The 23,807-nt window shown below is 72.4% G+C and carries 19 protein-coding genes; 11 read left to right on the top strand and 8 right to left on the bottom strand.

Annotated features, from left to right (window positions below):
• Positions 1-71: 71 nt before the first annotated feature.
• Entirely contained in the window at positions 72-1,718 is a 1,647-nt protein-coding gene (locus ACWCO8_RS02885) for an acyl-CoA dehydrogenase family protein (protein ID WP_451030611.1), read from the bottom strand.
• 17 nt (positions 1,719-1,735) lie between these two features.
• Between ACWCO8_RS02885 and ACWCO8_RS02880 the strand changes: the two genes are divergently transcribed.
• Together ACWCO8_RS02880 and ACWCO8_RS02875 are read left to right on the top strand one after the other, a co-directional pair.
• Positions 1,736-2,851, top strand: coding sequence for a YihY/virulence factor BrkB family protein (locus ACWCO8_RS02880; protein WP_451030610.1), 1,116 nt, complete (start codon positions 1,736-1,738; stop codon positions 2,849-2,851).
• A gap of 22 nt (positions 2,852-2,873) precedes the next feature.
• Positions 2,874-3,611 (top strand): helix-turn-helix domain-containing protein, encoded by a 738-nt coding sequence (locus ACWCO8_RS02875; protein WP_451030609.1) that lies wholly within the window; start codon positions 2,874-2,876, stop codon positions 3,609-3,611.
• Here ACWCO8_RS02875 and ACWCO8_RS02870 read toward each other — a convergent pair.
• The gene (locus ACWCO8_RS02870; protein WP_362017069.1) at positions 3,548-3,946 is read right to left on the bottom strand and encodes a VOC family protein; all 399 of its coding nucleotides are present in this window, start codon (positions 3,944-3,946) and stop codon (positions 3,548-3,550) included. The genes ACWCO8_RS02875 and ACWCO8_RS02870 overlap by 64 nt on opposite strands.
• Before the next feature lie 160 nt (positions 3,947-4,106).
• Between ACWCO8_RS02870 and ACWCO8_RS02865 the strand changes: the two genes are divergently transcribed.
• On the top strand, positions 4,107-5,225 hold the full coding sequence (locus ACWCO8_RS02865; protein WP_362017071.1) for a molybdopterin-dependent oxidoreductase: 1,119 nt from the start codon (positions 4,107-4,109) through the stop codon (positions 5,223-5,225).
• Between the two features lie 12 nt (positions 5,226-5,237).
• On the opposite strand, the gene ACWCO8_RS02860 is transcribed toward ACWCO8_RS02865, so the two are convergent.
• Positions 5,238-6,059: a slipin family protein gene (locus ACWCO8_RS02860; protein WP_362017072.1), complete on the bottom strand. Its 822-nt coding sequence runs from the start codon at positions 6,057-6,059 to the stop codon at positions 5,238-5,240.
• 161 nt (positions 6,060-6,220) lie between these two features.
• Positions 6,221-7,051 carry a glycoside hydrolase domain-containing protein gene (locus ACWCO8_RS02855; protein WP_451030608.1) on the bottom strand — a complete coding sequence of 277 codons (831 nt, stop codon included), beginning with the start codon at positions 7,049-7,051 and terminating at the stop codon, positions 6,221-6,223.
• Positions 7,052-7,363: 312 nt separating this feature from the next.
• On the opposite strand from ACWCO8_RS02855, the gene rsgA reads away from it, so the two are divergent.
• The 3 genes from rsgA to ACWCO8_RS02840 all read left to right on the top strand — a co-directional run bounded on the left by rsgA (position 7,364) and on the right by ACWCO8_RS02840 (position 10,405).
• The gene (rsgA, locus tag ACWCO8_RS02850) at positions 7,364-8,500 is read left to right on the top strand and encodes a ribosome small subunit-dependent GTPase A (RefSeq protein WP_451030607.1); all 1,137 of its coding nucleotides are present in this window, start codon (positions 7,364-7,366) and stop codon (positions 8,498-8,500) included.
• An 89-nt stretch (positions 8,501-8,589) separates the two neighbouring features.
• Positions 8,590-9,957 carry a bifunctional transcriptional activator/DNA repair enzyme AdaA gene (locus ACWCO8_RS02845; RefSeq protein ID WP_451030606.1) on the top strand — a complete coding sequence of 456 codons (1,368 nt, stop codon included), beginning with the start codon at positions 8,590-8,592 and terminating at the stop codon, positions 9,955-9,957.
• A gap of 7 nt (positions 9,958-9,964) precedes the next feature.
• Positions 9,965-10,405, top strand: a complete 441-nt coding sequence (locus tag ACWCO8_RS02840) for an N-acetyltransferase family protein (RefSeq protein ID WP_451030605.1) — start codon at positions 9,965-9,967, stop codon at positions 10,403-10,405.
• On the opposite strand, the gene ACWCO8_RS02835 is transcribed toward ACWCO8_RS02840, so the two are convergent.
• The 3 genes from ACWCO8_RS02835 to ACWCO8_RS02825 form a co-directional block, all read right to left on the bottom strand.
• Complete coding sequence (locus ACWCO8_RS02835; RefSeq protein WP_451030604.1) at positions 10,377-10,787, bottom strand: PPOX class F420-dependent oxidoreductase; 411 nt, start codon at positions 10,785-10,787, stop codon at positions 10,377-10,379. The two genes, ACWCO8_RS02840 and ACWCO8_RS02835, sit on opposite strands and share 29 nt — an antisense overlap.
• Before the next feature lie 242 nt (positions 10,788-11,029).
• The gene (locus tag ACWCO8_RS02830) at positions 11,030-11,512 is read right to left on the bottom strand and encodes a DUF456 domain-containing protein (RefSeq protein WP_362017084.1); all 483 of its coding nucleotides are present in this window, start codon (positions 11,510-11,512) and stop codon (positions 11,030-11,032) included.
• A 101-nt stretch (positions 11,513-11,613) separates the two neighbouring features.
• The gene (locus tag ACWCO8_RS02825; protein WP_362017086.1) at positions 11,614-12,597 is read right to left on the bottom strand and encodes a helix-turn-helix domain-containing protein; all 984 of its coding nucleotides are present in this window, start codon (positions 12,595-12,597) and stop codon (positions 11,614-11,616) included.
• Positions 12,598-12,830: 233 nt separating this feature from the next.
• Between ACWCO8_RS02825 and ACWCO8_RS02820 the strand changes: the two genes are divergently transcribed.
• The 5 genes from ACWCO8_RS02820 to ACWCO8_RS02800 all read left to right on the top strand — a co-directional run bounded on the left by ACWCO8_RS02820 (position 12,831) and on the right by ACWCO8_RS02800 (position 22,456).
• Positions 12,831-16,595: a S8 family peptidase gene (locus ACWCO8_RS02820; RefSeq protein ID WP_451030603.1), complete on the top strand. Its 3,765-nt coding sequence runs from the start codon at positions 12,831-12,833 to the stop codon at positions 16,593-16,595.
• Positions 16,596-16,703: 108 nt separating this feature from the next.
• Entirely contained in the window at positions 16,704-18,029 is a 1,326-nt protein-coding gene (locus ACWCO8_RS02815) for a protein phosphatase 2C domain-containing protein (RefSeq protein WP_451030602.1), read from the top strand.
• A gap of 27 nt (positions 18,030-18,056) precedes the next feature.
• Positions 18,057-19,799, top strand: a complete 1,743-nt coding sequence (locus tag ACWCO8_RS02810) for a pyruvate dehydrogenase (RefSeq protein WP_451030601.1) — start codon at positions 18,057-18,059, stop codon at positions 19,797-19,799.
• A gap of 152 nt (positions 19,800-19,951) precedes the next feature.
• Positions 19,952-21,955 carry a calcium-binding protein gene (locus ACWCO8_RS02805; RefSeq protein WP_451030600.1) on the top strand — a complete coding sequence of 668 codons (2,004 nt, stop codon included), beginning with the start codon at positions 19,952-19,954 and terminating at the stop codon, positions 21,953-21,955.
• A 153-nt stretch (positions 21,956-22,108) separates the two neighbouring features.
• On the top strand, positions 22,109-22,456 hold the full coding sequence (locus ACWCO8_RS02800) for an ATP-binding protein (protein ID WP_451030599.1): 348 nt from the start codon (positions 22,109-22,111) through the stop codon (positions 22,454-22,456).
• A 63-nt stretch (positions 22,457-22,519) separates the two neighbouring features.
• Here the strand turns inward: ACWCO8_RS02800 and ACWCO8_RS02795 are convergent, their stop codons facing one another.
• Positions 22,520-23,614: a DUF2637 domain-containing protein gene (locus ACWCO8_RS02795; RefSeq protein WP_451030598.1), complete on the bottom strand. Its 1,095-nt coding sequence runs from the start codon at positions 23,612-23,614 to the stop codon at positions 22,520-22,522.
• Between the last annotated feature and the right edge of the window lie 193 nt (positions 23,615-23,807).

Raw genomic sequence — 23,807 nt, 5'->3', positions numbered from 1 at the left:
GGAGGGTGGTGCCGTGTCGGCGCAGCACCACCCACCGCTTTTCGCGGCGGACGAGCCACCCGAATCGGCGCTCAGACCTCGGCCCGCGCCCGCTCCACCACCGCTCCCAGGTCGAGCGTCGACGGCAGCGTCCCGAACGCCGTGCCCCAGTCGCCGCCGAGCCGCGAGGCACAGAAAGCGTCCGACACCTCGGACGGTGCCCAGCGCACCAGAAGCGACCCCTGCAACACCAGTGCCATCCGCTCCACGAGCCGTCGCGCGCGCCCCTCGATGCCGTCCAGGTCGGCCAGTTCGGTCAGCATCCCCCGGATCGCCCCGTCCAGCCGGTGGTCCGCGCCCCGCGCCTTCCCGACCTCCGTCAGGAACGCGTTCAGCGCCATCGGCTCCCGCTGCAACGCCCGCAGCACGTCCAGCGCCTGGACGTTCCCCGAGCCCTCCCAGATCGAGTTGAGCGGCGACTCGCGCAGCAGCCGGGGCATCCCCGACTCCTCGACGTAGCCGTTGCCGCCGAGGCACTCCAGCGCCTCCGCCACCGTCGGCGTGCACCGCTTGGTCACCCAGTACTTCGCCACCGGCACCGCGATCCGCATGAACGCCCGCTCGGACTCGGAGTCCGTGTCGTACGCTGCCGCGAGCCGCATCCCGAGGACCGTCGCCGCCTCCGACTCCAGCGCCAGATCCGCCAGTACGTTGCGCATCAGCGGCTTCTCGATCAGCACCCCGCCGAACGCCCTGCGGTACGCGGCATGGTGCACGGCCTGCGCCACCGCCTGCCGCATCAGCGCGGCCGAGCCCAGCACGCAGTCGAGGCGCGTCGCCGCCACCATCCCGATGATCGTGCGGACCCCGCGCCCCTCCTCGCCGACCCGGCGGGCCCAGGTCGTCCCGTCGAACTCGACCTCGGCGGAGGCGTTCGACCGGTTGCCGAGCTTGTCCTTGAGCCGCTGGATCGCGAACGCGTTCCGCGTCCCGTCCGGCAGGACCCGGGGGACGAGGAAACAGCCGAGGCCCCCGGGAGCCTGGGCGAGCACGAGGAACCCGTCCGACATCGGCGCCGAGCAGAACCACTTGTGCCCGGTGAGCACATAGGCCCCGTCCTCGGCCAGCGGCCGGGCCTCCGTCGTGTTCGCCCGTACGTCGCTGCCGCCCTGCTTCTCCGTCATCCCCATCCCGAAGAGCACCCCGGCCTTCTCGGCCGGCGGCCGCAGCCCCTGCTCGTACACCCGCGAGGTCAGCAGCGGCTCCCACGCGGCGGCCAGGTCCGGGTCCGCCCGCAGCGCGGGCACGGCGGCGTGCGTCATCGACACCGGGCAGCCGTGCCCGGCCTCGGTCTGCGTCGCGAGGAAGAAACCCGCCGCGCGCCGCACATGTCCACCCGGACGGCCCCACGCGTTCGTCAGCCCCGCGCCCACCGCCCGGCCCAGGAGCCGGTGCCAGGCCGGGTGGAACTCGACCTCGTCGATCCGGTTCCCGTACCGGTCGTGCGTCCGCAGCCGGGGCGGAAACGTGTTCGCCAGGTCCCCCCACTCCCGCGCCTGCTCCGAACCGGCGGCCCGGCCGAACTCCGCCAGCTCCTCGCGCGCGGAGCCGAGAACCTCCGGGCCGAGCGGGTCGAGATGCCGATCCACCGCCTCCGCGAGCGCCCGGTCCGTGGAGAAGACGTCGTATCCCACCAGGGGCGGAGGCTGATTGGTCACGGTGTGGGTGCTGGCTGCCATGCCGATACGGTAAGGAGGTGCAGGCAGCAAACGAAACACCCGGGCGGCGGCCCGGGACACGACTCCACCGGGCGCGAGTCCTCTACCGCAACGTATCGAAGCGGAAGATGGTCTGGCTGCTCCTGAAGGACACCGTCAACTCGTGCATCGAGTACCGCATCCTCGGCCTCGCCGCCGAAGCCGCGTTCTTCACCCTGCTGTCCCTGCCCCCGCTCCTGCTCGGAATGATCGCCCTCCTCGGCTACGCCGACGACTGGACCAACACCGACACCGTCGCGAGCATGCGGGAGAACATCCTCCACGCCGCCGGAACGGTCCTCTCCGACCGCGGCGTACGCGACATCGCCAAGCCGCTCCTGGACGACGTCACCCAGGGCACGCGCCCCGAACTCGTCTCCCTCGGCTTCGCCATCGCCCTGTGGTCCGGCTCGCGCGCCGTGAACGTCTTCATCGACACCATCACCGTGATGTACGGCCTCGACGGCCACCGGGGCATCGTCAAGACCCGGCTCCTGGCCTTCCTGCTCTACATCGTGGCGCTGCTCATCGGCGCGGTCGTGCTGCCGCTCGCCGTGGTCGGACCCGACCGGGTGGTGGAGCTGATCCCCTGGGGCACGGAGGTCGTCTCCGTCCTGTACTGGCCGGTCGTCATCCTCCTGTCCGTCGCCTTCCTCACCACGCTGTACCACGTCTCCGTGCCCGTCAGATCGCCGTGGATCGAGGACATCCCGGGCGCGCTCGTGGCGCTCGGGATGTGGGTGCTCGGCAGCTTCCTGCTGCGGATCTACCTCACCAGCCAGGTCGAGGGCCCGACCATCTACGGCTCGCTCGCCGCGCCCATCGCCGTCCTCCTCTGGATCGGCATCTCCGCCTTCGCCGTGCTCGTCGGCGCGGCGGTGAACGCGGCGATCGACCGCGTCTGGCCCTCGGTCGCCACCGCCGCCGCCCGCGAGGCCTCCGACCGCGCCCGCGCCGCCCAGGCCGCCGAGCTCGTCGCCCGGCTGCGCGCGGAGGCGGACGAGGTGGACGAGGACGACCCCGACATGCCCTCGGAGTTCCCCGAACGCTGGTCGCGCTTCCTGCCCCCGGACGACGTCAAGTCGCGGCTGCACTCGGGGTGGGAGAAGGACTAGGAACCGTCCTAGGCTCGGAAGGGTGTACGAGGAACGCCCCGCGCGCCTGGCCGGCGCGGTCGTCTGGAGCATCGGGCCCTCGCCCGTGGGCGAGGAGCCGGTGGCGGTGCTGCCCGACGGGTGCATGGACCTGCTGTGGCACGACGGCCGGCTGTTCGTCGCGGGCCCCGACACCTTCGCGTACGTCCCCGAGGCCGGCCCCGGCCCCTACGCCGGGCTGCGCTTCGCGCCTGGGGACGCCCCCGCCCTGCTCGGCGTACCGGCGAGCGTCCTGCGGGACCGGCGGGTCGAGCTCGGGGCGCTCTGGGGCGAGGCGCGGGCCCGGCGGCTCGCCGAGCGGGTCTCCGCCGCACCCGACCCGGCCGCCGCGCTGGAGGCCCTCGCCGTCGACCGGGCGGCGGACGCCCAGGACCCGGACCCGCTGATCCGCGCCGTCGCCCGGCGCCTGGCCGCCGGACGCCCCGTCGGCGAGACCGCGGAGGCCGTCGGCCTCGGCGCGCGGCAGCTGCACCGGCGCTCGCTGGATGCGTTCGGCTACGGGCCCAAGACGCTGGCCCGGATCCTGCGGCTCCAGCGGGCCCTGGCCCTGGTCAGGGCGGGCGTCCCGTACGCCGAGGCGGCTCTGCGAGCCGGCTGCGCCGACCAGGCGCACCTGGCCCGCGAGACCCGGGCGCTCGCCGGAACGACGCTCTCGGCCTACGCCTCGGCCTGGGCGAAGAGGGAGACCCCGCAGCCGTCCGGGTCGAGCACGACGGCGTAGCGCTGCCCCCACACCGCGTCCCAGGGCTTCAGATGCCCCTGGTAGCCGGCGGCGACGAGCGCCTCGTACGTGGCGTCCACGTCTCGGGGCGAGTCGCAGAGGAACGCGAGCCCGATCCGGTCACCGCCCTGGGGCCGGGACCAGTCGGCATCGAAGGACCGGATGACCTCTTCGGTGTCCCACGCGATCCGCATCCCTCCGGGCAGGGCGGCCTCCACGTGCGGCTGCGTGTCGGCCTCGGCGGGCACGTCGAGACCGAGCCGCCGGTAGAAGGCGAGCGAGGCGGCCATGTCGGCGACGACGAGGCCGATGACGTCGAGTCGTGGTGTGTTCATGGGACCACGGTAGGCAGGCGGCGGGGCGCGGGTCTTGTACGAATCGGACGCGCCGAGTGGGGCCGGCCGTACGCGACGGGTTGGGCGCGCGGAGCCTGACGAGTGGGGGCGCGGGGCCGGACGTACGCTGAGAAGGACCGCGCCCGACGGAGGTGCCGGCATGAGCACAGCAGCCGTTCCCCAGGGGATGGGGGCCACCGCCTGGGCGCCCGAGACGGTGACCACGGAGCCGTACAACGCCCAGACCCCCCTGGCCGCGCTCGCCGATCCGGTGACGCCCGCCGACGCCCTCTTCGTACGGGACCACTTCGGCGTCCCGCGCCCGGAGATCGCCCACTGGCGGCTGCGCGTCGACGGCGCCGTGACGGCCCCGCTCGACATCGACTACGAGCAGCTCATCGCCCTCGGCGGCCGCGCCGGGCGGCGTGAGCTCGACGTCGTCCTGGAGTGCGCGGGCAACGGACGCGCCCTGATGAACCCGCGCCCGCCCGGCCTGCCCTGGGAGCGCGGGGCGGTCGGCTGCGCCCGGTTCGCGGGCGTCCCCTTCCACCTGGTCGCCGAACGGGCCGGGCTCGCCCCGGAGGCCGTCGAGTTCGTCTTCACCGGAGCGGACGAGGGCCCCTTCCACGGGCGGCGGACCGCCTTCGAGCGCGCCCTGCCGCTGGCCGAGGCCCTGCACCCCGACACGCTCCTCGCGACCCACCTGAACGGCGAACCGCTCCCGCCCCGGCACGGCGCCCCGGTCCGGCTCGTGGTGCCCGGCCGGTACGCGGTCGCGGACGTGAAGTGGCTGGTCGGGGCGAGGGCCGTCACGACGCCCTTCACCGGCGTCTTCCAGACCGAGGAGTACGTGTACATCGCCTCGGACGGCACCCCCGACGGGCCCGTCGGGGCGATCCTCGTCAAGTCGCTCATCACCACGCCGGAACCGGACGAGGACCTGCGGCGCGGGACGGAGACCGTCGTACGCGGCAGGGCCTGGTCCGGCGGCGGGCGGACCGTCGGCCGCGTCGAGGTGCGGGCCGAGGACGAGGACGGCACAGGACCGGGGCAGGACGACCCGGACACGGGGTGGCACGACGCCGAACTGGAGCCGCCCACAGGACCGTACGCCTGGACCGGCTGGTCGTACCCGTGGACCCCGCGCCGCCCCGGCCGCTACCGCCTGCTGGCCCGCGCGACCGACTCCCACGGCGCCACCCAGCCGGACCGCGCCCCGTGGAACGCGCAGGGCTACGGCTGCAACACGGTGGCGTCGGTGGAGGTGGTGGTCGTCTGACGCTCGGTCCGCCTACTCCCCGGGAGCGCGCTGCTCGGGGAGCGTGCCGCCCGCAGGCTCCTGGGGCTGGTCGAACTGCCGGGCGGCCCGGTCGAAGTAGCGGAGCAGCTCCACCGGGAAGGGCATGACGAGCGTGGAGTTCTTCTCGGCGGCGACCTCCACGACCGTCTGCAGCAGCCGCAGCTGCATCGCCTCGGGCGTGTCGGCCATGATCCGCGACGCGTTGGCGAGCTGCTGCGCCGCCTGGAACTCGCCGTCGGCGGTGATGACCCTGGCCCGCCGCTCACGCTCGGCCTCGGCCTGCCGCGACATCGACCGCTTCAGGGACTCCGGCAGCTGTACGTCCTTGATCTCGACCCGGTCGATGTGGACGCCCCACCCGGCGGCCGGACTGTCGATCATCAGCGCGAGCCCCTCGTGCAGCCGCTCCCGGTCGGACAGCAGGTCGTCCAGATCGCTCTTGCCGATGATCGACCGCAGGGAGGACTGGGCGACCTGCCCGACCGCGAAGGCGTAGTCCTGCACCTCGATCGCGGCCCGCGCGGGATCGACGACCCGGTAGTAGACGACGGCGTCGACCTTCACCGAGACGTTGTCCCGGGTGATCCCCTCCTGCGTCGGGATCGGCAGGGTCGCGACCTGTACGTTCACCTTCCGCATCCGGTCGGCGAAGGGGATGAGCAGCGTGATGCCGGGCTGCCGATGCCCCGGCAGCGCCTTACCGAAGCGGAACACCACGCCTCGCTCGATCTGATTGATCACCCGCAGTCCGCTGCGCAACACCAGCAGGACACAGACGACGGTGATGACGGCTCCGACGGCGACGCCATCCATGGCAGCACACTCCCTCGTGGGCGCGGTTCGACACTCCTCAGGACGGTCATGGTGGAGCGAGCGGATGCGAACGCAGCGTCAAGAGCGCGTCAAACTACGCACGTTGACGCCAGGAGTGTCTTGCCGGGCAGACGAGACACCGCCGAGCCGGAAGCCGCTCGTCAGCCGATGATGGCGACCGGGGCGTCCCACGCGTTGCGGTCGACGGTGATGGTGTGGCCGCCGCGGGTCTCCTTGCTGTTGGCCTTGTACTGGTGGCCCCGGCTGTGGCCGGTGTACAGCTTCGGGTCCCAGGGCCAGTCCTTGGTGGTGGTCTCCTGGCCGTTCCACAGGGCGTACCAGAGGTTGCCCGGCAGGTCCGTGCGGTCCTTCGCCGTGGCGATCGCCTTGGCGCTGGAGCTGCTGAAGCCGTAGAGGCCGGCGCGGTAGGTCTTGGCGCGCAGGGTCTTGGTGAAGGACCGCACGTAGGCGAGGGTCGCGTCGTTGCACGCCTTGTCGGCGGTGTTGTACGGCTCCATGTTGAGGTAGATCGGGCTGCCGGGCTTCATGCCGAGCGCCGAGGCCTTGGCGACCGCGTCGGCGGCGTTGCTCGCCCCGACCGAGGTCGCGGTGGCCGCGGTGAACCGCTCCTTGTTCCCGCTCTTCTGACAGGGCGGCTGGGCGCCGACGTAGAGCGGGACGACCCGCCAGCCGAGCGTGTCGACCGATTTCACCCAGCTCTTGGTCAGGTTGGGCTGGGCGCAGCCGCGGTTCTTCCCACCGATGTAGACGGCGACGCCGCCGTAGTAGGCGTCCTTCTTCCACGCCTTCATCGCGGTGAGCGAAGGCGCCGTGCAGGCGTCGAACGCACGGCCCGTGTACGTCTTCTGCGCCGGCCACGGCGTGGCCGCCATCGAGGACTGCGCCGCGACCCCGGCACCCGCCACGACCGCGACGGCCGTCCTCGCCAGCGCTGCGTAACGGCCTTTTCTGGACAGCCGGTGCTTCGGCATTTCCCCCACCTCGTCTGATGTACCGGCTCCGGTCTCCGGAGCCGGTTGCACCCTATCCGGAGGAATTTAATCGGTGGTGCCGTGTCCTGGGGCGGGGCTAGGGTTTCGCCCATCCGCTCCCGAGGGGGCGGGCTGAGTCGGTTCGTTGAGAAGAAACAGGAGGTGAGGACATTGATGACTGTCATGGTGACGGGCTGTGCCCGCATTCAGGAGTTCATCGTTCCCACCCCCGTGGTCTCCGGCTGACCTTCCCTCTGCTTTCTGCGCGCCCACGCGGCGCGTGCCGGGGCCACCCTTGTGAAGGGTCACCCCTTGTCTTCCTCCTCTCTTCAGGATCTTCAGGATTCGACCTCGCACGACCTCACCCCGTACGGCTGGGACGAGGGCTGGGAGGCCGCGTTCGCCCCGTACGAAGTGTGGGACCTCATGCCCGGCCGCGTCCTGCGGGTCGACCGGGGCCAGTGCGACCTGGTCACCCCGATCGGCATCCTCCGGGCCGACACCGAGTTCGTCGTGCCCCGGGACCCCTTGAAGGTCGTCTGCACGGGCGACTGGGCCACCGTCGACCGCGACGGCGATCCCCGTTACGTACGGCATCTCCTCCCGCGCCGTACCGCCTTCGCGCGGTCCACGTCCTCCAAGCGGTCCGAGGGGCAGATCCTCGCCGCCAACGTCGACCACGCGATCATCACCGTCTCGCTCGCCGTCGAGCTGGACCTCGGCCGCATCGAGCGCTTCCTCGCCCTCGCGTGGGAGTCCGGTGCCCAGCCGGTGGTCGTGCTCAGCAAGGCCGACCTGGTGCCCGACCCGGTCGGACTCTCGTACCTCCTCGAGGACGTGCGGACCGTCGCGCCGGGCGTCCAGGTGCTGCCCGTCAGCTCCACGACCGGCGAGGGGCTCGACGTCCTCCGTTCGCTCGTGGCGGGCGGTACGAGCGTGCTGCTCGGCGTCTCCGGCGCCGGGAAGTCCACGCTCGCCAACACGCTCCTCGGCGACGACGTGATGGACGTCCAGGCCGCCCGTGACGTGGACGGCAAGGGCCGCCACACCACGACCACGCGCAACCTGCTCGTGCTGCCCGGGGGCGGTGTCCTCATCGACACGCCCGGTCTGCGCGGGGTCGGGCTCTGGGACGCCGAGACCGGCGTCGGCCAGGTCTTCTCGGAGATCGAGAGCCTGGCCCAGGACTGCCGCTTCCACGACTGCGCCCACGAGGCGGAGCCCGGCTGCGCCGTGACGGCGGCGGTCGAGGACGGTTCCCTGTCGGTCCGCCGGCTGGAGAGCTACCGCAAGCTCCTCCGCGAGAACCAGCGGATCGTCGCCAAGACCGACGCCCGCCTGCGCTCCGAGATCCTCAAGGACTGGAAGCGCAAGGGCGCGGAAGGTCGTGCGGCGATGGAGTCCAAGCGGGGCGGCTCCGGTGGCCGTGGGCGGCACTCGGGCTGGTAGCGGGACCTGGGGAGTCCCGGGGAGCGCGGTGCAGCGCGGTGTCCGAAAACCGCCAGCCGCGCCCCCTGGGCTCCCGCACACTGGAACACGTGGACAGCGTGAGCGAACAGGAATCCGACCGGCGGTACGAGGCCGTCAGCAGCCGGGACGCCCGCTTCGACGGCGCGTTCTTCTTCGCCGTCGAGACGACCGGCATCTACTGCCGGCCCAGCTGCCCCGCCGTCACGCCCAAGCGGAAGAACGTCACGTTCTTCCCGACGGCCGCCGCCGCCCAGGGCCACGGCTTCCGCGCCTGCCGGCGCTGCCGCCCGGACGCCGTGCCCGGCTCCGCCGAGTGGAACGTCCGCGCCGACGTCGTCGGCCGCGCCGTGCGCCTGATCGGGGACGGGGTCGTCGACCGCGAGGGCGTGCCAGGACTCGCCGGGCGGCTCGGCTACAGCGCCCGCCAGGTGCAGCGCCTGCTCACCGCCGAGCTGGGCGCGGGGCCCGTCGCCCTCGCCCGCGCCCAGCGGGCCCACACCGCCCGGCTGCTCCTGCAGACCACCGGGCTCTCGGTCACCGAGATCGCCTTCGCGTCCGGCAGTGCCAGCGTGCGCCAGTTCAACGACACGATCCGCCGCATCTACGCCCGTACCCCCACCGAGCTGCGCTCCGAGTCCGGCACCGGCGCCGGGCCCCGTACCGCGCTCGCCGCCGGGGTGCCGCTGCGGCTCGCCCACCGGGGCCCGTACGCCGCCCGCGAGCTCTTCGACCTGCTCGCCGCCGAGGCCCTGCCGGGCGTCGAGGAGGTCCTCGGCGCCCCCGGCTCCCGCACCTACCGGCGTACGCTCCGCCTCCCGTACGGCACCGGCCTCGTCTCCGTCGACGAGCGCTCCGCCGGGCCCTGGCTGGAGGCCCGGATCCACCTCACCGACCTGCGCGACCTGACCACCGCTGTGCAGCGGCTGCGCCGCCTCCTCGACCTGGACGCCGACCCTTACGCCGTCGCCGAGCACCTCGGCGCCGCCCCGGACTCCGTGCTCGCCGAGGCGGTCGCCGCCCGCCCCGGCCTCCGGTCGCCGGGCGCGGCCGACCCGGAGGAGTTCGCGCTCCGGACCGTGGCAGGGCCCGAGGAGGCGGCCCGCCTCGTCCTGGCCGACGGCACGCCCCTGGAGACCGCCTGCGGCACCCTCACCCACCTCTTCCCCGAGCCCGCCGCGCTCCTCGACCACCCGGAGGCGGGCCCGCTCGCCGCCGCGCTCACCACCGGGGCCGTACGCCTCGACCCGGGCGCCGACCGCGACGAGGCGGAGCAGGCCCTGCGCGCCGTCCCCGGCGTCACCGCGGGCCACGCCGCCCTCATCCGGATGCGGGCCCTCGGCGACCCGGATGTGGACCCGGGGGGCGGCTCCGAGGCGTGGCGGCCCTGGCGCTCGTACGCGTACCGGTACCTGGAGCTCGCACCCGTACCGGCATGATGAGCCCATGATCAGCACAGACCTGCTCCGACCCGAGGACCGCGACGCCTGGGAGCGCCTCTTCCGCGCGTACATCGACTTCTACGGGCGCAGCGAGCCCGACGCCCTGTACGGGCGGGCCTGGAAGGCCTTCCAGGACGGCACCCGTGTCCACGCGCGCGTGGCGCGGCACGAGGGCCGGGTCGTCGGCTTCACCCACTTCCTCGTCCACCCCAGCACCTCCGGGCCGGACGTCTGCTACCTCCAGGACCTCTTCACCGACCCCGAGGCGCGCGGCCAAGGCGTCGCGCGGGCGTTGATCGCCGCCGTGGCGGAGTGGGCGCGGGAGCAGGACTGCGACCGGGTCTACTGGAACACGCAGGCGTCCAACACCACCGCGCGCCACCTGTACGACAAGGTCGCCCGCGACACCGGCTTCATCAAGTACCAGATCGATCTTCCGAAGTAGCCCCCTCGGGCGGGAGACCCCAACTGTGGATCCGGCGGGGGTGGATCCGGATGACCTCCTCGCTGAAGTGCGGGCCGAGCTCGTGGGGCCCGACCAGGAGCTCGGCCTCGCCCCGGATCTCCACCCCGCGCACCCGCCAGGGCCGCACGCTCGCCAGGTCGTCGACGACCAGGGCCACCTTGGGGTTGGCCACGAGGTTGCGCCACTTCTTCGTCCTGCCCATGGCGAGCCCGCCGACCAGGACGGTGCCGTCCGGCTGCGGAAAGAAGCCGACCGGGTTGACCTGGGGCTGGCCCGCGGGGTCGACCGTGGCCATCCGGGCGAGCCGCTGCGTCCGGAGGTAGGCGAGTTCGGCTGCGTCGAAGCCCTCGAAATCCCTCATACGGCCAGCATCGCCCGCCGGCCGTGCCGCGCGCATCGGCGCTCCGGCGGAAGTGCGGCAGGGGCCGTGGTCCTAGGGGGTGTCTCGCCGATCATGCCGGGCTCGCGGCGCCTGGCACGCCCGCTCGCCGCGTTGTCGTCACTCGCCGACGCTCCGCGTCGACTCCCTCCTCCGCCTTGCGATCGCACGCACCAGACCCCGCTCCCTGATCCGGCCTGATCGACGAGACACCCCCTAGGTCCTCAGCCCCAGATCAGCGCGCCCACCCACGCGCCGACGATCAGCAGGCAGGCGAAGAGCTCGACCAGGATGCTCGTCCCGGCCGCCCGCATCACCGTGCGCGTGGAGGCCATGGCCTGGCCGTGGCCGCCCAGGCGTAGCCGCTCCGAGAGGTAGATCCCGCCGATGAAACCGGGGATCGCGCCGAGCACGGGGACCAGGAAGAAGCCGAGGAAGGCGCCGACGCCGGCGTACGTCACCATGCGCCGGGTGATCCCCACGCCCCGGATCCGGCGCTGCGGCAGCAGCCATACGACCACCTGGGTGAGCAGGAGCAGCGCGGTCGAGGCGACGAGCAGGATCCAGGCGAGCCCGCTCTGCTCGTGCAGCGACCACCAGAGCATGGCCGCCCACACCAGCCACGGCCCCGGCACGCCGGGAGCCAGTACCCCGAACAGGCCGAGCAGCATCACCATCGCGACGAGCAACAGCTGCCACACACCCATCTGCCCAGCGTGCAGGACCCATGATCTCCTCGCAGGTCGCGGCGTACGGACGGGGCACCCGACCGAGCCTGGTGCGCGCCTCAGGCCCACCCGCCCCGCGCCTACCCCCGCGCCACCCATCCCTTCTCGTACGCGTGCCAGCCCAGCTGGAGGCGGGTCGTCACGCCCGAGAGCTCCATCAGGCCCTTCACCCGGCGCTGCACCGTGCGCAGGCCCAGGTCCAGCTGCTTCGCCACGCTCGCGTCCGTCATGCCGGCCAGGAGCAGGGAGAGGACCTCCAGGTCCGTCGCGTCGGGGCCCGGCGCCTCCGTCTCCGTGACCTGCGCGCCCGCGCCGAGCCGCAGCGGCAGCGCGTCGCGCCAGACCGCCTCGAAGAGGCCCATCAGGGACTCCAGGAGCCCGCTCGCGTGCACCACGAGCGCCGCCGGCTCCGCGCCCCGGCCGGTCAGCGGGACCATCGCGAGGGTCCGGTCCGCGACCACCAGCTTCGTGGGCACCCGGTCCACCACCCGGATCTCCTCGTCCCGGCCGAGCGCCGCCGAGAGCTCGACGATCCCCGACGGCAGCGTCAGGACCTCCCGCTCGACCACCACGCGGTAGCGCACGCCCCGCACGGCCGCCAGCTCCTCCGCGTCGTTCTCCATACCGGTCACCGCGATCGGCTTCCCCGTGACCAGCGCGCAGACCTCCTCCGTGGCGCCCAGCTGGAGCTGGAGGAAGCGGTGCGTGACCGCGCTCGCGCCCGTCACCACCTCCACCAGGTCGTGCACGGCCGGCTCGGCCGCCTCGGCGCGGTACTCCTCCGCGAGCAGCGCCGCCGCCAGCTCCGCCTGCTCCAGCTCGTGCCGCTGCTGGGTCAGCAGCGCGCCGAGGGCCACCCCCGGGGGCGCCGCGACCCACCGTCCCGTCCGCGCCGAGGACTGCGCGGCGAGCCCCTGCGACTCCAGGCGCCGCAGCGCCCGTTCGGTGTCCGTCTCCGGCAGGGCGAGCCGGTGCGCCAGATCCGTCACCTCGGCCGCGCCCAGCGCGACGAGCGCCCGGTACGCGGACTCCTGCCGTTCGTCGAGCCCTATCGCTCCCAGCATCGCTGCCCCACCCCTCACCGGACGTCCTGGGACGTCCCGGACATTCCCCTGACGTTCACCGGACGCATTCGTTCCGTTGGTGCCCTGGCGGGAATCGGCCACGGCGCATTCCCGCCGCGCACATCATCCCTGCACCACCCTCACCTCTGCCAATGTGGCGCCACCGCAGCACCAACAGCCTCCGGGCACGGGACCTTTGCCCGCCCTTGCGCCGGAATCAGATGGGGAGAGCGATGCGCCCGATTTCGCGTACGGCCCTGGGAGCGGCGACCGCCGCCGTCCTGGCCGTCACCGCGGTCGCGCCGTCCACGGCCGCCGTGCCGCAGGACGACCCGACCGGCAATCGACCGCTGGTCGGCAGCGAGGCGCACGGCGCCCGCGCCGGCGACCGGACCGCCACGGTCACGCTGGTCACCGGCGATCGGGTTCTGGTCACCCGTGACGCCGCCGGGAACCCGGCCGCCACCGCGCTGCCCCGCGAGGACGGGACCGTTCCGTTCGTCCAGACCCGCCGCTCGGGCCAGGACCTGTACGTCTACCCCGAGGGCGCCACCGCCGCCCTCGCCGCGGGCCGCGTCGACGAGGAGCTCTTCAACGTCACCGGCCTCGTCCGGCAGGGCTACGACGACGCGGGCACCCAGACGCTGCCGCTCATCGCGGTCTACGGCTCCGACCTCGCCCGCTCCGTCCCCGCCGCCCCGCGCGGAGCCCAGCGCGGCCAGGTCCTCAGGGCCGTCGACGGCGTCGCCCTCAAGGCCGACAAGAAGCAGGCCGCCACCTTCTGGGCCGACGTGAACGCCCCCGCCGCCCGCTCCGCGACCGGCCTGAAGAAGCTCTGGCTGGACCGCAAGGTCGAGGCCACCCTGGAGCGTTCGACCAAGCAGGTGCACGCCCCCGAGGCGTGGGCCGCCGGCTTCGACGGCACCGGCACCAAGGTCGCCGTCCTCGACACCGGCGCCGACACCGAGCACCCCGACCTCAAGGGCCGGATCGTCGCCTCGGAGAACTTCACCGACTCCGACACCGCCGAGGACCGCGCGGGCCACGGCACCCACACGATCTCCACCGTCGGTGGCTCCGGCGCGGCGAGCGGCGGCAAGAAGAAGGGCGTCGCGCCCGGCGCGGCCCTCCTCAACGGCAAGGTGCTCAACGACTCCGGTTCCGGTGCCGCCTCCTGGATCATCGCCGGCATGGAGTGGGCCGTCGGCCAGGGCGCCGACGTCGTCTCCATGAGCCTCGGCAGCTCCGTACCCACCGACTGCACCGACCCGATGAGCGTCGCGGCGCAGGAACTCGCCCAGAACAAGGGCACGTTGTTCGTCATAGCCGCCGGCAACTCGGGCCCGACGCTCAACACCGTCTCCTCGCCCGGCTGCGCCCCCGACGTGCTGACCGTCGGCGCCACCGACCGCGACGACTCCACCGCGTCCTTCTCCAGCCGCGGCCCGACGATCGTCAACCACACCCTCAAGCCGGAGATCGCCGCGCCCGGCGTCGGCATCTCCGCCGCCGCCGTCGGCGGCCGGGGCGTGTACGCCTACCAGTCCATGTCCGGTACGTCGATGGCCACCCCGCACGTCGCGGGCGCCGCCGCCATCGTCAAGCAGCGGCACCCCGACTGGACGGGGCAGCAGATCAAGGCCGCACTCGTCTCCTCCGCCGAGAGCGACGTCCCCGGCGACGTGCGCGAGGTCGGCGGCGGCCGGCTCGACGTCAAGGCCGCCATCGACCAGACGGTCCTCGGCGCCGACGCCGTCCAGGGCGGCACCTTCAACTGGCCCCAGGACAGCAGCGACCGCAGCACGGTCTCCGTCCCGTACACCAACACCTCCGGCAAGGCCGTCACCCTGACGCTCGACGTCGAGAAGGTCACCGGCAACGACGGCTCCCGCGTGCGCTCCTCCGTGGCCAAGCTCGGCAAGCGCACGGTCACCGTCCCGGCCGGCGCGACCGTCGAGGTCCCGCTCCACCTGGACCCGACCGCGCACCTGGAGCGCGCGCAGTACGGCGACGTCACCGGACGCGTCGTGGCCACCGGCGGTGACGGGCTGCACGTCTCGACGCCGTTCTCCCTCTACGTCCAGCCCGAAACGGTCACCCTGCGCGTCAAGTTGATCGACCGTCAGGGCAAGCCCGCCGACGGGGCTTCCTCCGTCGACCTCATCGGCACCGACGACGCGAGCGGCGAGCGCCGCTTCAACGAGGGCGCCACCGACCAGGTCTTCCAGGTCCGGCCCGGCAGCTACTTCCTCTCCTCCTTCGTCACCACCCCCGACACGGGCGAGGGCGCCACGCTGAACGACTCGCTCAGCTACCTGGCCCGCCCGCAGATCGAGGTGAAGAAGGACACCACCGTCGTCCTCGACGCCCGCAAGGCCCACAAGCTGTCGGTCAGCACCGACAAGCCCGGTGAACAGCGCGGCACCACCCTGGCGTTCGCCCGCTCCTGGGACGACACCTGGATGCACGCCGGAACGGCCGCGGGCACCCGCTCGATCCGCGGCTACTACGCCTCGGTCGAAGGCCGCGCCGACGAGGGCGACTTCGAGTTCGGCAGCTACTGGCGCACCGCGGCCCCGCAGATCGCGGAGCTGAAGACGGCCGACGGCACCGTCCTGCACCCGGTCACCGCCTCCCTCGGCTCCGACAACCTCGACGGCACCGGCACCGCCGGTCTCGTCGACGCGGGCACCGGCACCCCCGAGGAACTGACGGCCGCGGGCGTCAAGGGCCGTATCGCCCTGGTCCGTTTCCCGGACACCTCCACCAACGCGGCCACCGTCGCCCGGAACGCCAAGGCCGCCGGAGCCGTCGCGGTCCTCGCGTACCGCACGTCGACCGCCCGCTGGTACCCGACGGCCGGCTTCACCGGCGCCGGGTTCCCGGTCCTCGCCGTCGGCTCCGCCGAGAGCGCGGCGCTCCTGGCCAAGCTCTCCGCCGGCGAGGTCACCCTCTCCTGGAAGGCCACCGCGAAGAGCCCGTACCTCTACAACCTCGCCTTCCCCGAGTCCGGTCAGGTACGGGACGACAAGACGTACCGGGTCCGCGACGGACAGCTGGGCCGCACCGAGTCCACCTACGGCTCCATGGGCGTCGCCACCGACTTCATCGACAGCCCGGCGGCCTACCGGCCGAACGGCACCGCCGTCTACTTCGGCGCGATCGAGGCCGTCCCGGCGCCCGGCACGAGGACGGAGTACTACACGACCGGAGACACCCAGTGGGAGACGGTCCTCTCCTCCAGCTTCCCGTTCGGCGAGTTCATGATCGGGGCCAAGCACGCCTACAAGGCGGGGGAGAAGCGCACCGAGCGCTGGTACGACGGCGTCATCGCCCCGACCGCCCCGCTGGACGCCGCCGGCAAGCCCGTCCTCGTCGCCGAGCGTCAGGGGAACCTCATAGGGTTCGCCGACTCCATGTGGGGGGACAACACCCACTACTCCCAGCCCGGATCCTTCGGGGACATCGGCAACCTCCGGCTCAGCAAGGACGGTGAGGTGCTCGGCGAGACCGGATGGCCGTTCGGTGTCTTCGACATCCCGTCCGAGCGCGGTACATACACGCTCGAACAGAACACCATGAAGATCGGCAGCAAGGTGTGGAACCGCTCCACATCTGTCAACTCGGTATGGAAATTCACCTCCGAGCGTGACGAGAACGTCTACTCTCAAGGCATCCCGATTCTCTTCCCCCGGTACAACCTGCCGGAGGACGGACTGAAGACCCTCGCCGCGACCGACGGCCAGCAGATCGGCCTCACCGCGACGGGTCACGCGGGCTACACGCCCGCCGCGCTCACCTCGGCCAGGCTCTCGTACTCCTACGACGGAGGAACGACCTGGACGGAGGCGCGGGTCTCGCAGCGCGCCGGCACCTGGACCGCGACCGTGAACCACGCGGGCGCGGCGGGCAAGCCGGTCACGCTCAAGACCGAACTGACGGACGCCAACGGCAACTCCGTCACCCAGACCGTGGTCCGCGCTTACGACGTGCGCTGATCACGCCGGTCCGCCGGGCGTCCTTCCCGTGGGGGGTGGGGTCGCCCGGCGGACCTCTTTTTCGGCATGTCCCGTTTTCTGGCGGCCCGCGCGGTGGACAATAAGGGCATGACTCAGCAGGGGGACAACTGGTGGGACAAGCTCTACGACGAGTCGGTGCCGGAGACGGCACCGACAGCCACGGGCGACACGCTCGACGACCGCTTCGACTCCGCGTCACGTGCGACGACGGGCACGAGGACGCCCCCGACGCCGAGCACGACGTCGAGTACGACGGCGGGTGACCCGGCCCCGCCGGTGACGCGCCAGGCGCCCCCGGTGGCGCGCCCGACCCGGGCTCCCTGGGAGCCCCCCGACCCGGACGCGCCCACCGACGCCACCGCCGACGCCACGCTCGCCGTGGACCTCCCCGATCCCGAAGTGCCCGAGCCGCCCCTCCCGCCGCTGCCGCGCCCCCGTACCGCACACATCGGCAACAGACCGCCCACGTACGAGGCCGAGCCGACCGCGCTGCCCGTCGCCCGGCCCGGTGAGCTCGGCGAGCTGGTCGCCGACACCGTCCTCGACGGCGCCCGCTACGGCTCGTACACCCTGCGCGCCGCCTCCCAGCGCGGCGACTCCGCCCGCTACCGCGGCGAACCCCGCAGGGACGCCCTGCTCACCGCCCGGTTCGGGCAGGAGGAGGCCGCGCTCGTCCTCGTCGCCGTGGCCAGCGGCACCCGGTCCGCCGAGGGAGGCCACCTCGCCGCCGCGGACGCCTGCCGCTGGATCGCCGAGGCCGTCGGCCGCAGCCACGCCCGGCTCTCCGAGGACATCCGCTCCGGCCGCCGCGGCGACCTGAAGTCCGGGCTGCACCGGCTCACGGACCGTACGTTCGGCAAGCTGCGCGCCCGCGCCGCCGAACTGGGCGTGGAGCCCGAGGAGTACACCGCGACCCTGCGCTGCCTGCTGCTCTCCGCCGACCCCGACTGCCGCACCCGGGTCTTCTTCGGCATCGGCGCCGGCGGCCTCTTCCGGCTCCGCGACGGCGCCTGGCAGGACATCGAGCCGCTGCTCCCGGAACCCGCCGCGCTCAGCGGCGCCCCGGTCGTCGGCTTCGGCTCCCCGCCGTCGGAGACCGCCGAGGGCGACCGCCTGACCATGAGGCTCGGCGTTCCCGGGCCGCCCGGCGCCCCCTTCGTCGAGGACCCCCTGCCGCCGCCCGCCGAACCGTTCCGCTTCCGCGCCTCCGTCGCCCGACCCGGCGACACGCTCCTGCTCGCGTCGAACGGTCTCGCCGAGCCGATCCGCGGCGAACCGGCCCTCGCCAAGGAGCTGGCCGAGCGCTGGGCGTCCGCCGAGCCGCCCGGGCTCGCCGCCTATCTCGCCGACACCCAGCTCCGGGTGAAGGGGTACGCCGACGACCGCACAGGGGTAGCAGTCTGGGAGGCGTAACGGTCCGCCCCATGGGTTGATGGATCCATGGCCAAGCAGAACGTCGCAGAACAGTTCGTCGACATCCTCGTCCGGGCGGGCGTCCGGCGCCTGTACGGAGTCGTGGGCGACAGCCTGAACCCCGTCGTCGACGCCATCCGCCGTACGCCCGACATCGACTGGATCCAGGTCCGGCACGAGGAGGTCGCGGCCTTCGCCGCCGGCGCCGAGGCGCAGATCACCGGCCGTCTCACCGCGTGCGCCGGCTCCTGCGGCCCGGGTAATCTGCACCTGATCAACGGCCTGTACGACGCGCACCGCTCGATGGCCCCGGTCCTCGCGCTCGCCTCGCACATCCCCTCCAGCGAGATCGGCCTCGGCTACTTCCAGGAGACCCACCCGGACCGGCTCTTCGCCGAGTGCAGCCACTACAGCGAGCTGATCTCCAACCCGCGCCAGATGCCCCGGCTCCTCCAGACGGCCATTCAGCACGCCGTCGGCCAGAGCGGCGTCAGCGTCGTGTCGCTCCCGGGCGACATCGCCTCGGAGCCCGCCCCCGACAAGGCCTTGCAGACCGCCCTCGTGACCTCCCGGCCCACCGTCCGTCCGGGTGACGAGGAGATCGACGCCCTGGTGCGGATGATCGACGAGGCCGATCGGGTGACGCTGTTCTGCGGCAGCGGCACGGCCGGGGCGCACGCGGAGGTCATGCAGTTCGCCGAGCGCGTCAAGGCGCCGGTGGGCCACGCGCTGCGCGGCAAGGAATGGATCCAGTACGACAACCCGTTCGACGTCGGGATGAGCGGACTGCTCGGCTACGGCGCGGCCTACGAGGCCACCCATGAGTGCGATCTGCTGATCCTGCTCGGCACGGACTTCCCGTACAACGCCTTCCTGCCGGACGATGTCAAGATCGTCCAGGTGGACGTCAGGCCCGAGCGTCTGGGGCGGCGCTCCACGCTCGACCTGGCGGTCTGGGGCGACGTACGGGAGACGCTGCGCTGCATCGTCCCGCGCGTACGGGCGAAGTCGGACCGCCGGTTCCTCGACAAGATGCTGAAGAAGCACGCCGACGCGCTCGAAGGAGTGGTCAAGGCGTACACCCGCAAGGTCGAGAAGCACGTCCCGATCCACCCGGAGTACGTCGCCTCGGTCCTGGACGAACTCGCCGACGACGACGCGGTGTTCACCGTCGACACCGGCATGTGCAATGTGTGGGCCGCGCGCTACATCACCCCCAACGGCCGCCGTCGCATCATCGGCTCCTTCTCGCACGGCTCGATGGCGAACGCGCTGCCGCAGGCCATCGGCGCCCAGTTCACCGACCGCCGGCGCCAGGTGATCTCGATGTCGGGGGACGGCGGGTTCACCATGCTGATGGGCGACTTCCTCACCCTCGTCCAGTACCAACTCCCCGTGAAGATCGTCCTGTTCAACAACTCCTCCCTCGGCATGGTCGAGTTGGAGATGCTGGTGTCCGGTCTCCCGTCGTACGGCACGACCAACCACAACCCCGACTTCGCCGCCGTCGCCCGCGCGGCCGGCGCCTACGGCGTCCGCGTCGAGAAGCCCAAGCAGCTCGCGGGCGCCCTCAAGGACGCCTTCAAGCACAAGGGCCCGGCCCTCGTCGACATCGTCACCGACCCCAACGCCCTGTCGATCCCGCCGAAGATCAGCCGCGAGATGGTCTCCGGCTTCGCCCTCTCCGCGAGCAAGATCGTCCTGGACGGCGGGGTGGGTCGCATGCTCCAAATGGCCCGCTCCAACTTGCGCAACGTCCCCCGGCCGTAAGGCCCCTAGACCGTCTCACCGCTCTCACTCCTGGGAGTGGAACCCGAGGACCAGTGGGCGCAGCCCCGTCATGCCGTGAGCCGGAAGAGCCCGGCGCCACAGAAAGCTGTGGCCCCCGGAGCCCCCGGGTACCGACAGACGGAGCGGACGGAATGTCACTCAAGCCCCTGTATTCCCCACCGAGCCGGGCCGGGCGCATCGCCGTCGCGGCCGGCGCCATGGCCCTCGCGCTCGTCGTGAGCCTCCCCGGAGCGGCGACCGCGGCCCCCGGCGACCTCGACCCCACCTTCAGCGGCGACGGCAAGGTCATCAGCGACCTGGCCGCGGTCGAGACCAACCGGGACGTCGTGATCCAGCCCGACGGCAAGATCGTCAGCCTCTCCACCGGCTTCGACTTCGACGGCCCCAACGACTTCTACGTGGTGCGCCACAACGCCGACGGCACCCTCGACACCACCTTCGGCGGTGGTGACGGCATCGTCGCCACCGACTTCGGCGGATTCACCAACGACGAGGCCCACGCCCTCACCCTGGCGGGCCCCGGCAAGATCGTCGCGGTGGGTCGCAGCGACACCCCCGACACCGGCCGGCCCCAGCTCGCGGCGGCCCGCTACAACGCGGACGGCTCCCTGGACACCACCTTCGACGGCGACGGCAAGGTCGTCACCAGCTTCGGCGAGGACGTTCCCACCGTCGGCCACGCCGTGCTCATGGGGACCGACGACAACATCCTCATCGGCGGCTCCTTCGGCGGCGACGCCATGGTGACCCGCCTCACCGCCTCCGGCGGCCTCGACATCTTCGGCGACGACAACTCCGGCAAGGCCGTCTTCCCCTTCGAGGGCGGCGACTCGGAGATCCACGACCTGGCCGTGTACGGCGGCGGGACGATCGTCGGGGCCGGCTCGAGCCCCGCCGGCTTCGGTCTCGTCCGCCTCTTCATGGAGTTCGGCGGCCGGGACGTCACCTTCGGCGACAACGGCCAGGTGGCGACCCCGTTCGGCACCTCCGCCGAGGGCGTCGCGCTCGCGGCGGGCGGCAGGATCGTCGCCGCCGGTTCGGACGGGACCGGGGTCAACTCCCGGTTCGCGGTGGCCCGTTACGACGGCGACGGCGCCCTGGACCCGACCTTCGGCGGGGACGGTACGGTGACCACCGCGTTCCCCGGAAACGGCACCGCGGGCAACGACATGGCGCAGCAGACGGACGGCAAGGTCGTCGTCGTGGGCGACGCCACCGGCGACTTCGCGCTCGCCCGCTACAACACGGACGGCTCCCTCGACACCGGCTTCGGCACCGGCGGCCGGGTGACCACCGACTTCGAGGGCAACTGGGACGAGGGCCACGCGGTCGCCCTGCAGGCCGACGGCAGGATCGTCGTCTCCGGCAACGGCAGTGACAGCCACGCCCTGGCCCGCTACTCGATCAGCGGCACGCCCCAGCCGCCTTCGGTCGACATGTCGGTGACGAAGACCGGGCCCGGCACGATCAGCATCGGTGACCAGGCCACGTACACGATCCGGGTGACCAACAACAGCACGACGGCGACGGCGACCGCGGCTTCGGTCTCCGACACGCTGACCGGCGGCTCCGGGACCCTGCTGTTGGCGACGCCGAGTCAGGGCGGTCCGTGCACCATCAACCCGACGACGATGACGTGTCCGCTGGGCAACCTTGCCCCGGGTGCCTCGGCCACGATCACGGTGGTCGCGGAGCCGCGTGCCACCGGCACGCTGACGGACTGGGTGGCGACGGCGGCGGTCGAGGCCGATCCGGTGCCCGCGAACAACAATGCCAACGCCGCTACCACGGTGAACAACGCCCGCGGGTGCACGATCATCGGTACGAGCGGCTTCGAGACGCTCAACGGTGGTTTCGGCAACGACGTCATCTGCGCGCTCAGCGGCCACGACACCGTCAACGGCGGAGGCGGCAACGACACCGTGTACGCCGGACCCGGCAACGACCTGGTCAACGGTGGCAACGGAGCCGACCGTCTGATCGGGCAGAGCGGCAACGACCGCCTCAACGGCGACGCCGGCAACGACAACCTCGACACCCGCGACAGCGTCACCGGCAACGACGCCGCCTACGGCGGAACCGGCATCGACACCTGCACCACCGACACCGGGGACACCCGCAACAGCTGCCCCTGACTCCTCGATGAATGCGCGCCGGTCGGTGGGGCATGCATCTCCGTGAACCTGTTCGAGGAGATCTGTACCGACATGTGGGTGGGGGTTATGAACGGGGAGGCACGACAGCCGACTCAACTGCTCAGAAAGGTGGGATGCGCGGAGCTCACCGCGGTGCCCGAGGTGCGCCACGCCCTGCGCAGCATGCTGCGGACCTGGGGCGGACCGGGCGCGTCCGACGTGGCGGAGCTGCTCACCAGTGAACTCGTCACCAACGCTCTGATCCATACCGACCACGGCGCGGTGGTCACCGCGACCGTGGTCCCCGACAGCCTGCGCGTGGAAGTACGCGACTTCGTCTCCGGTCTCTCCGGTTCCCCCGAGCCGCCCGTACCGCCCGCCGACGACGGTACGCACGGCAGAGGCCTCGTCCTGGTGCAGGAACTGGCCGACTCCTGGGGCGTGGAGGACCACGGCGTGGGCAAGGTGGTGTGGTTCGAACTGAACGGCAGGGCGGCGTGAGGACCCCTCGGGTTCTCACGCCGCCCTGCCGTTCGCGTCGGCTGCTCGGGCTCGGGCTCGGGCTCAGCCGAACTGCTGCTCCAAGTCCTTCAGTTTGCGCTCCAGAGAGTCGAGCCGGGGCAGCGTCTGGGTGTCGTCCTCGGCGGTGAGGTCCACCGTCCGGGGCTCAGTACCCTTCACGGCCTGGAGGGAGGGCCGGTGTCGAAGCGGCAGCTGTCCGGGGTCGGCTATGGCGGGCTCCGCGACGGCGGTCCCCACGGACGGCGTCGCGGAGCCCGCGCCGGAGTTCAGGGACGGTGGAGCCGAGCCCCCGCCGGCGGCCAGGGACGGCACGTCGACCTGACGGCCGCCCCCGCGCCCCAGGCCGAAGGCCCGGTGCTGGCGGTTGATCGCCTTGATCCTCGCCCGGTCGAGCTTCTCCTGCTCGCGCCTGCGGTGCCGGTTCTGCTCCTTCTCGCGCCGGTCCTCCCGCACCTCGTCGACGGCCTCGTCCAGCGTCCGTACGCCTTCGAGGAGCATCAGCGACCACGCGGCGAAGGTCTCCCTGGGCGCCCGCAGCCACCGTACGATCCGGATCTGCGGCAGCGGACGCGGCACCAGGCCCTGCTCGCGCAGCGCCGCCCGGCGGGTCTGCTTGAGCGCCCGGTCGAAGAGGACCGCGGCCGAGAGGGACATGCCCGCGAAGAACTGCGGCGCGCCGTCGTGCCCCAGACCGCGCGGTGCGTGCACCCAGTTGAACCAGGCCGCCGCCCCCGCGAACAGCCAGACGAGCAGGCGCGAGCCGAGGGCCGCGTCGCCGTGGCTCGCCTCGCGGACCGCGAGGACGGAGCAGAACATCGCCGCCCCGTCGAGGCCGAAGGGGACGAGGTACTCCCAGCCCCCGGTGAGGTTGAGGTTCTGCCGGCCGAAGCCGACGAGGCCGTGGAAGGAGAGCGCGGCGGCGACGGCCGCGCAGCAGAAGAGCAGGACGTAGGAGGCGGTTCCGTAGATGGCTTCCTTGCGTCGGCGGCGTTCCTCACTGCGTTCCCAGGAGTCCTCGGCCGCGGCCTGGTCACCGGCGCGCTTGCCGCGCGCGAGCACCGCGACCGCCGTCAGGACTCCGGCCACCATGACGCCACCAGGAAGCAGCCAGTCCAGCGATATGTCGGTCAGTCTCATGCGGTGTCCCTTGCATCGCAGTAGGGCGTTTCGGCCGCCCATACTTGCCGACCCCGGAGGGCCCCCACGTGGTTTCGCGGCAAGAGCACGCCATTGGGGTCGGACGGCATACGAATAGGTGCGATCCGGTCGAACTGCCGGGCGATGCAAGGGAGTTGCGTTCGATTCATGCCACTCGTACGAGTGGCGTAAT

The sequence above is a fragment of the Streptomyces sp. NPDC001927 genome, assembly GCF_053594455.1.
This window is presented reverse-complemented; position numbering and strand designations above follow the sequence as displayed.

Coding starts and splice junctions, on each gene's coding strand:
- ACWCO8_RS02835 (WP_451030604.1), bottom strand. CDS start 10,787: ATGAGGGATTTCGAGGGCTTCGACGCAGCCGAACTCGCCTACCTCCGG.
- ACWCO8_RS02860 (WP_362017072.1), bottom strand. CDS start 6,059: ATGGATGGCGTCGCCGTCGGAGCCGTCATCACCGTCGTCTGTGTCCTG.
- ACWCO8_RS02885 (WP_451030611.1), bottom strand. CDS start 1,718: ATGGCAGCCAGCACCCACACCGTGACCAATCAGCCTCCGCCCCTGGTG.
- ACWCO8_RS02795 (WP_451030598.1), bottom strand. CDS start 23,614: ATGAGACTGACCGACATATCGCTGGACTGGCTGCTTCCTGGTGGCGTC.
- ACWCO8_RS02830 (WP_362017084.1), bottom strand. CDS start 11,512: ATGGGTGTGTGGCAGCTGTTGCTCGTCGCGATGGTGATGCTGCTCGGC.
- ACWCO8_RS02810 (WP_451030601.1), top strand. CDS start 18,057: ATGGCCAAGCAGAACGTCGCAGAACAGTTCGTCGACATCCTCGTCCGG.
- ACWCO8_RS02825 (WP_362017086.1), bottom strand. CDS start 12,597: ATGCTGGGAGCGATAGGGCTCGACGAACGGCAGGAGTCCGCGTACCGG.
- ACWCO8_RS02870 (WP_362017069.1), bottom strand. CDS start 3,946: ATGAACACACCACGACTCGACGTCATCGGCCTCGTCGTCGCCGACATG.
- ACWCO8_RS02815 (WP_451030602.1), top strand. CDS start 16,704: ATGACTCAGCAGGGGGACAACTGGTGGGACAAGCTCTACGACGAGTCG.
- ACWCO8_RS02820 (WP_451030603.1), top strand. CDS start 12,831: ATGCGCCCGATTTCGCGTACGGCCCTGGGAGCGGCGACCGCCGCCGTC.
- ACWCO8_RS02865 (WP_362017071.1), top strand. CDS start 4,107: ATGAGCACAGCAGCCGTTCCCCAGGGGATGGGGGCCACCGCCTGGGCG.
- ACWCO8_RS02855 (WP_451030608.1), bottom strand. CDS start 7,051: ATGCCGAAGCACCGGCTGTCCAGAAAAGGCCGTTACGCAGCGCTGGCG.
- ACWCO8_RS02805 (WP_451030600.1), top strand. CDS start 19,952: ATGTCACTCAAGCCCCTGTATTCCCCACCGAGCCGGGCCGGGCGCATC.
- ACWCO8_RS02840 (WP_451030605.1), top strand. CDS start 9,965: ATGATCAGCACAGACCTGCTCCGACCCGAGGACCGCGACGCCTGGGAG.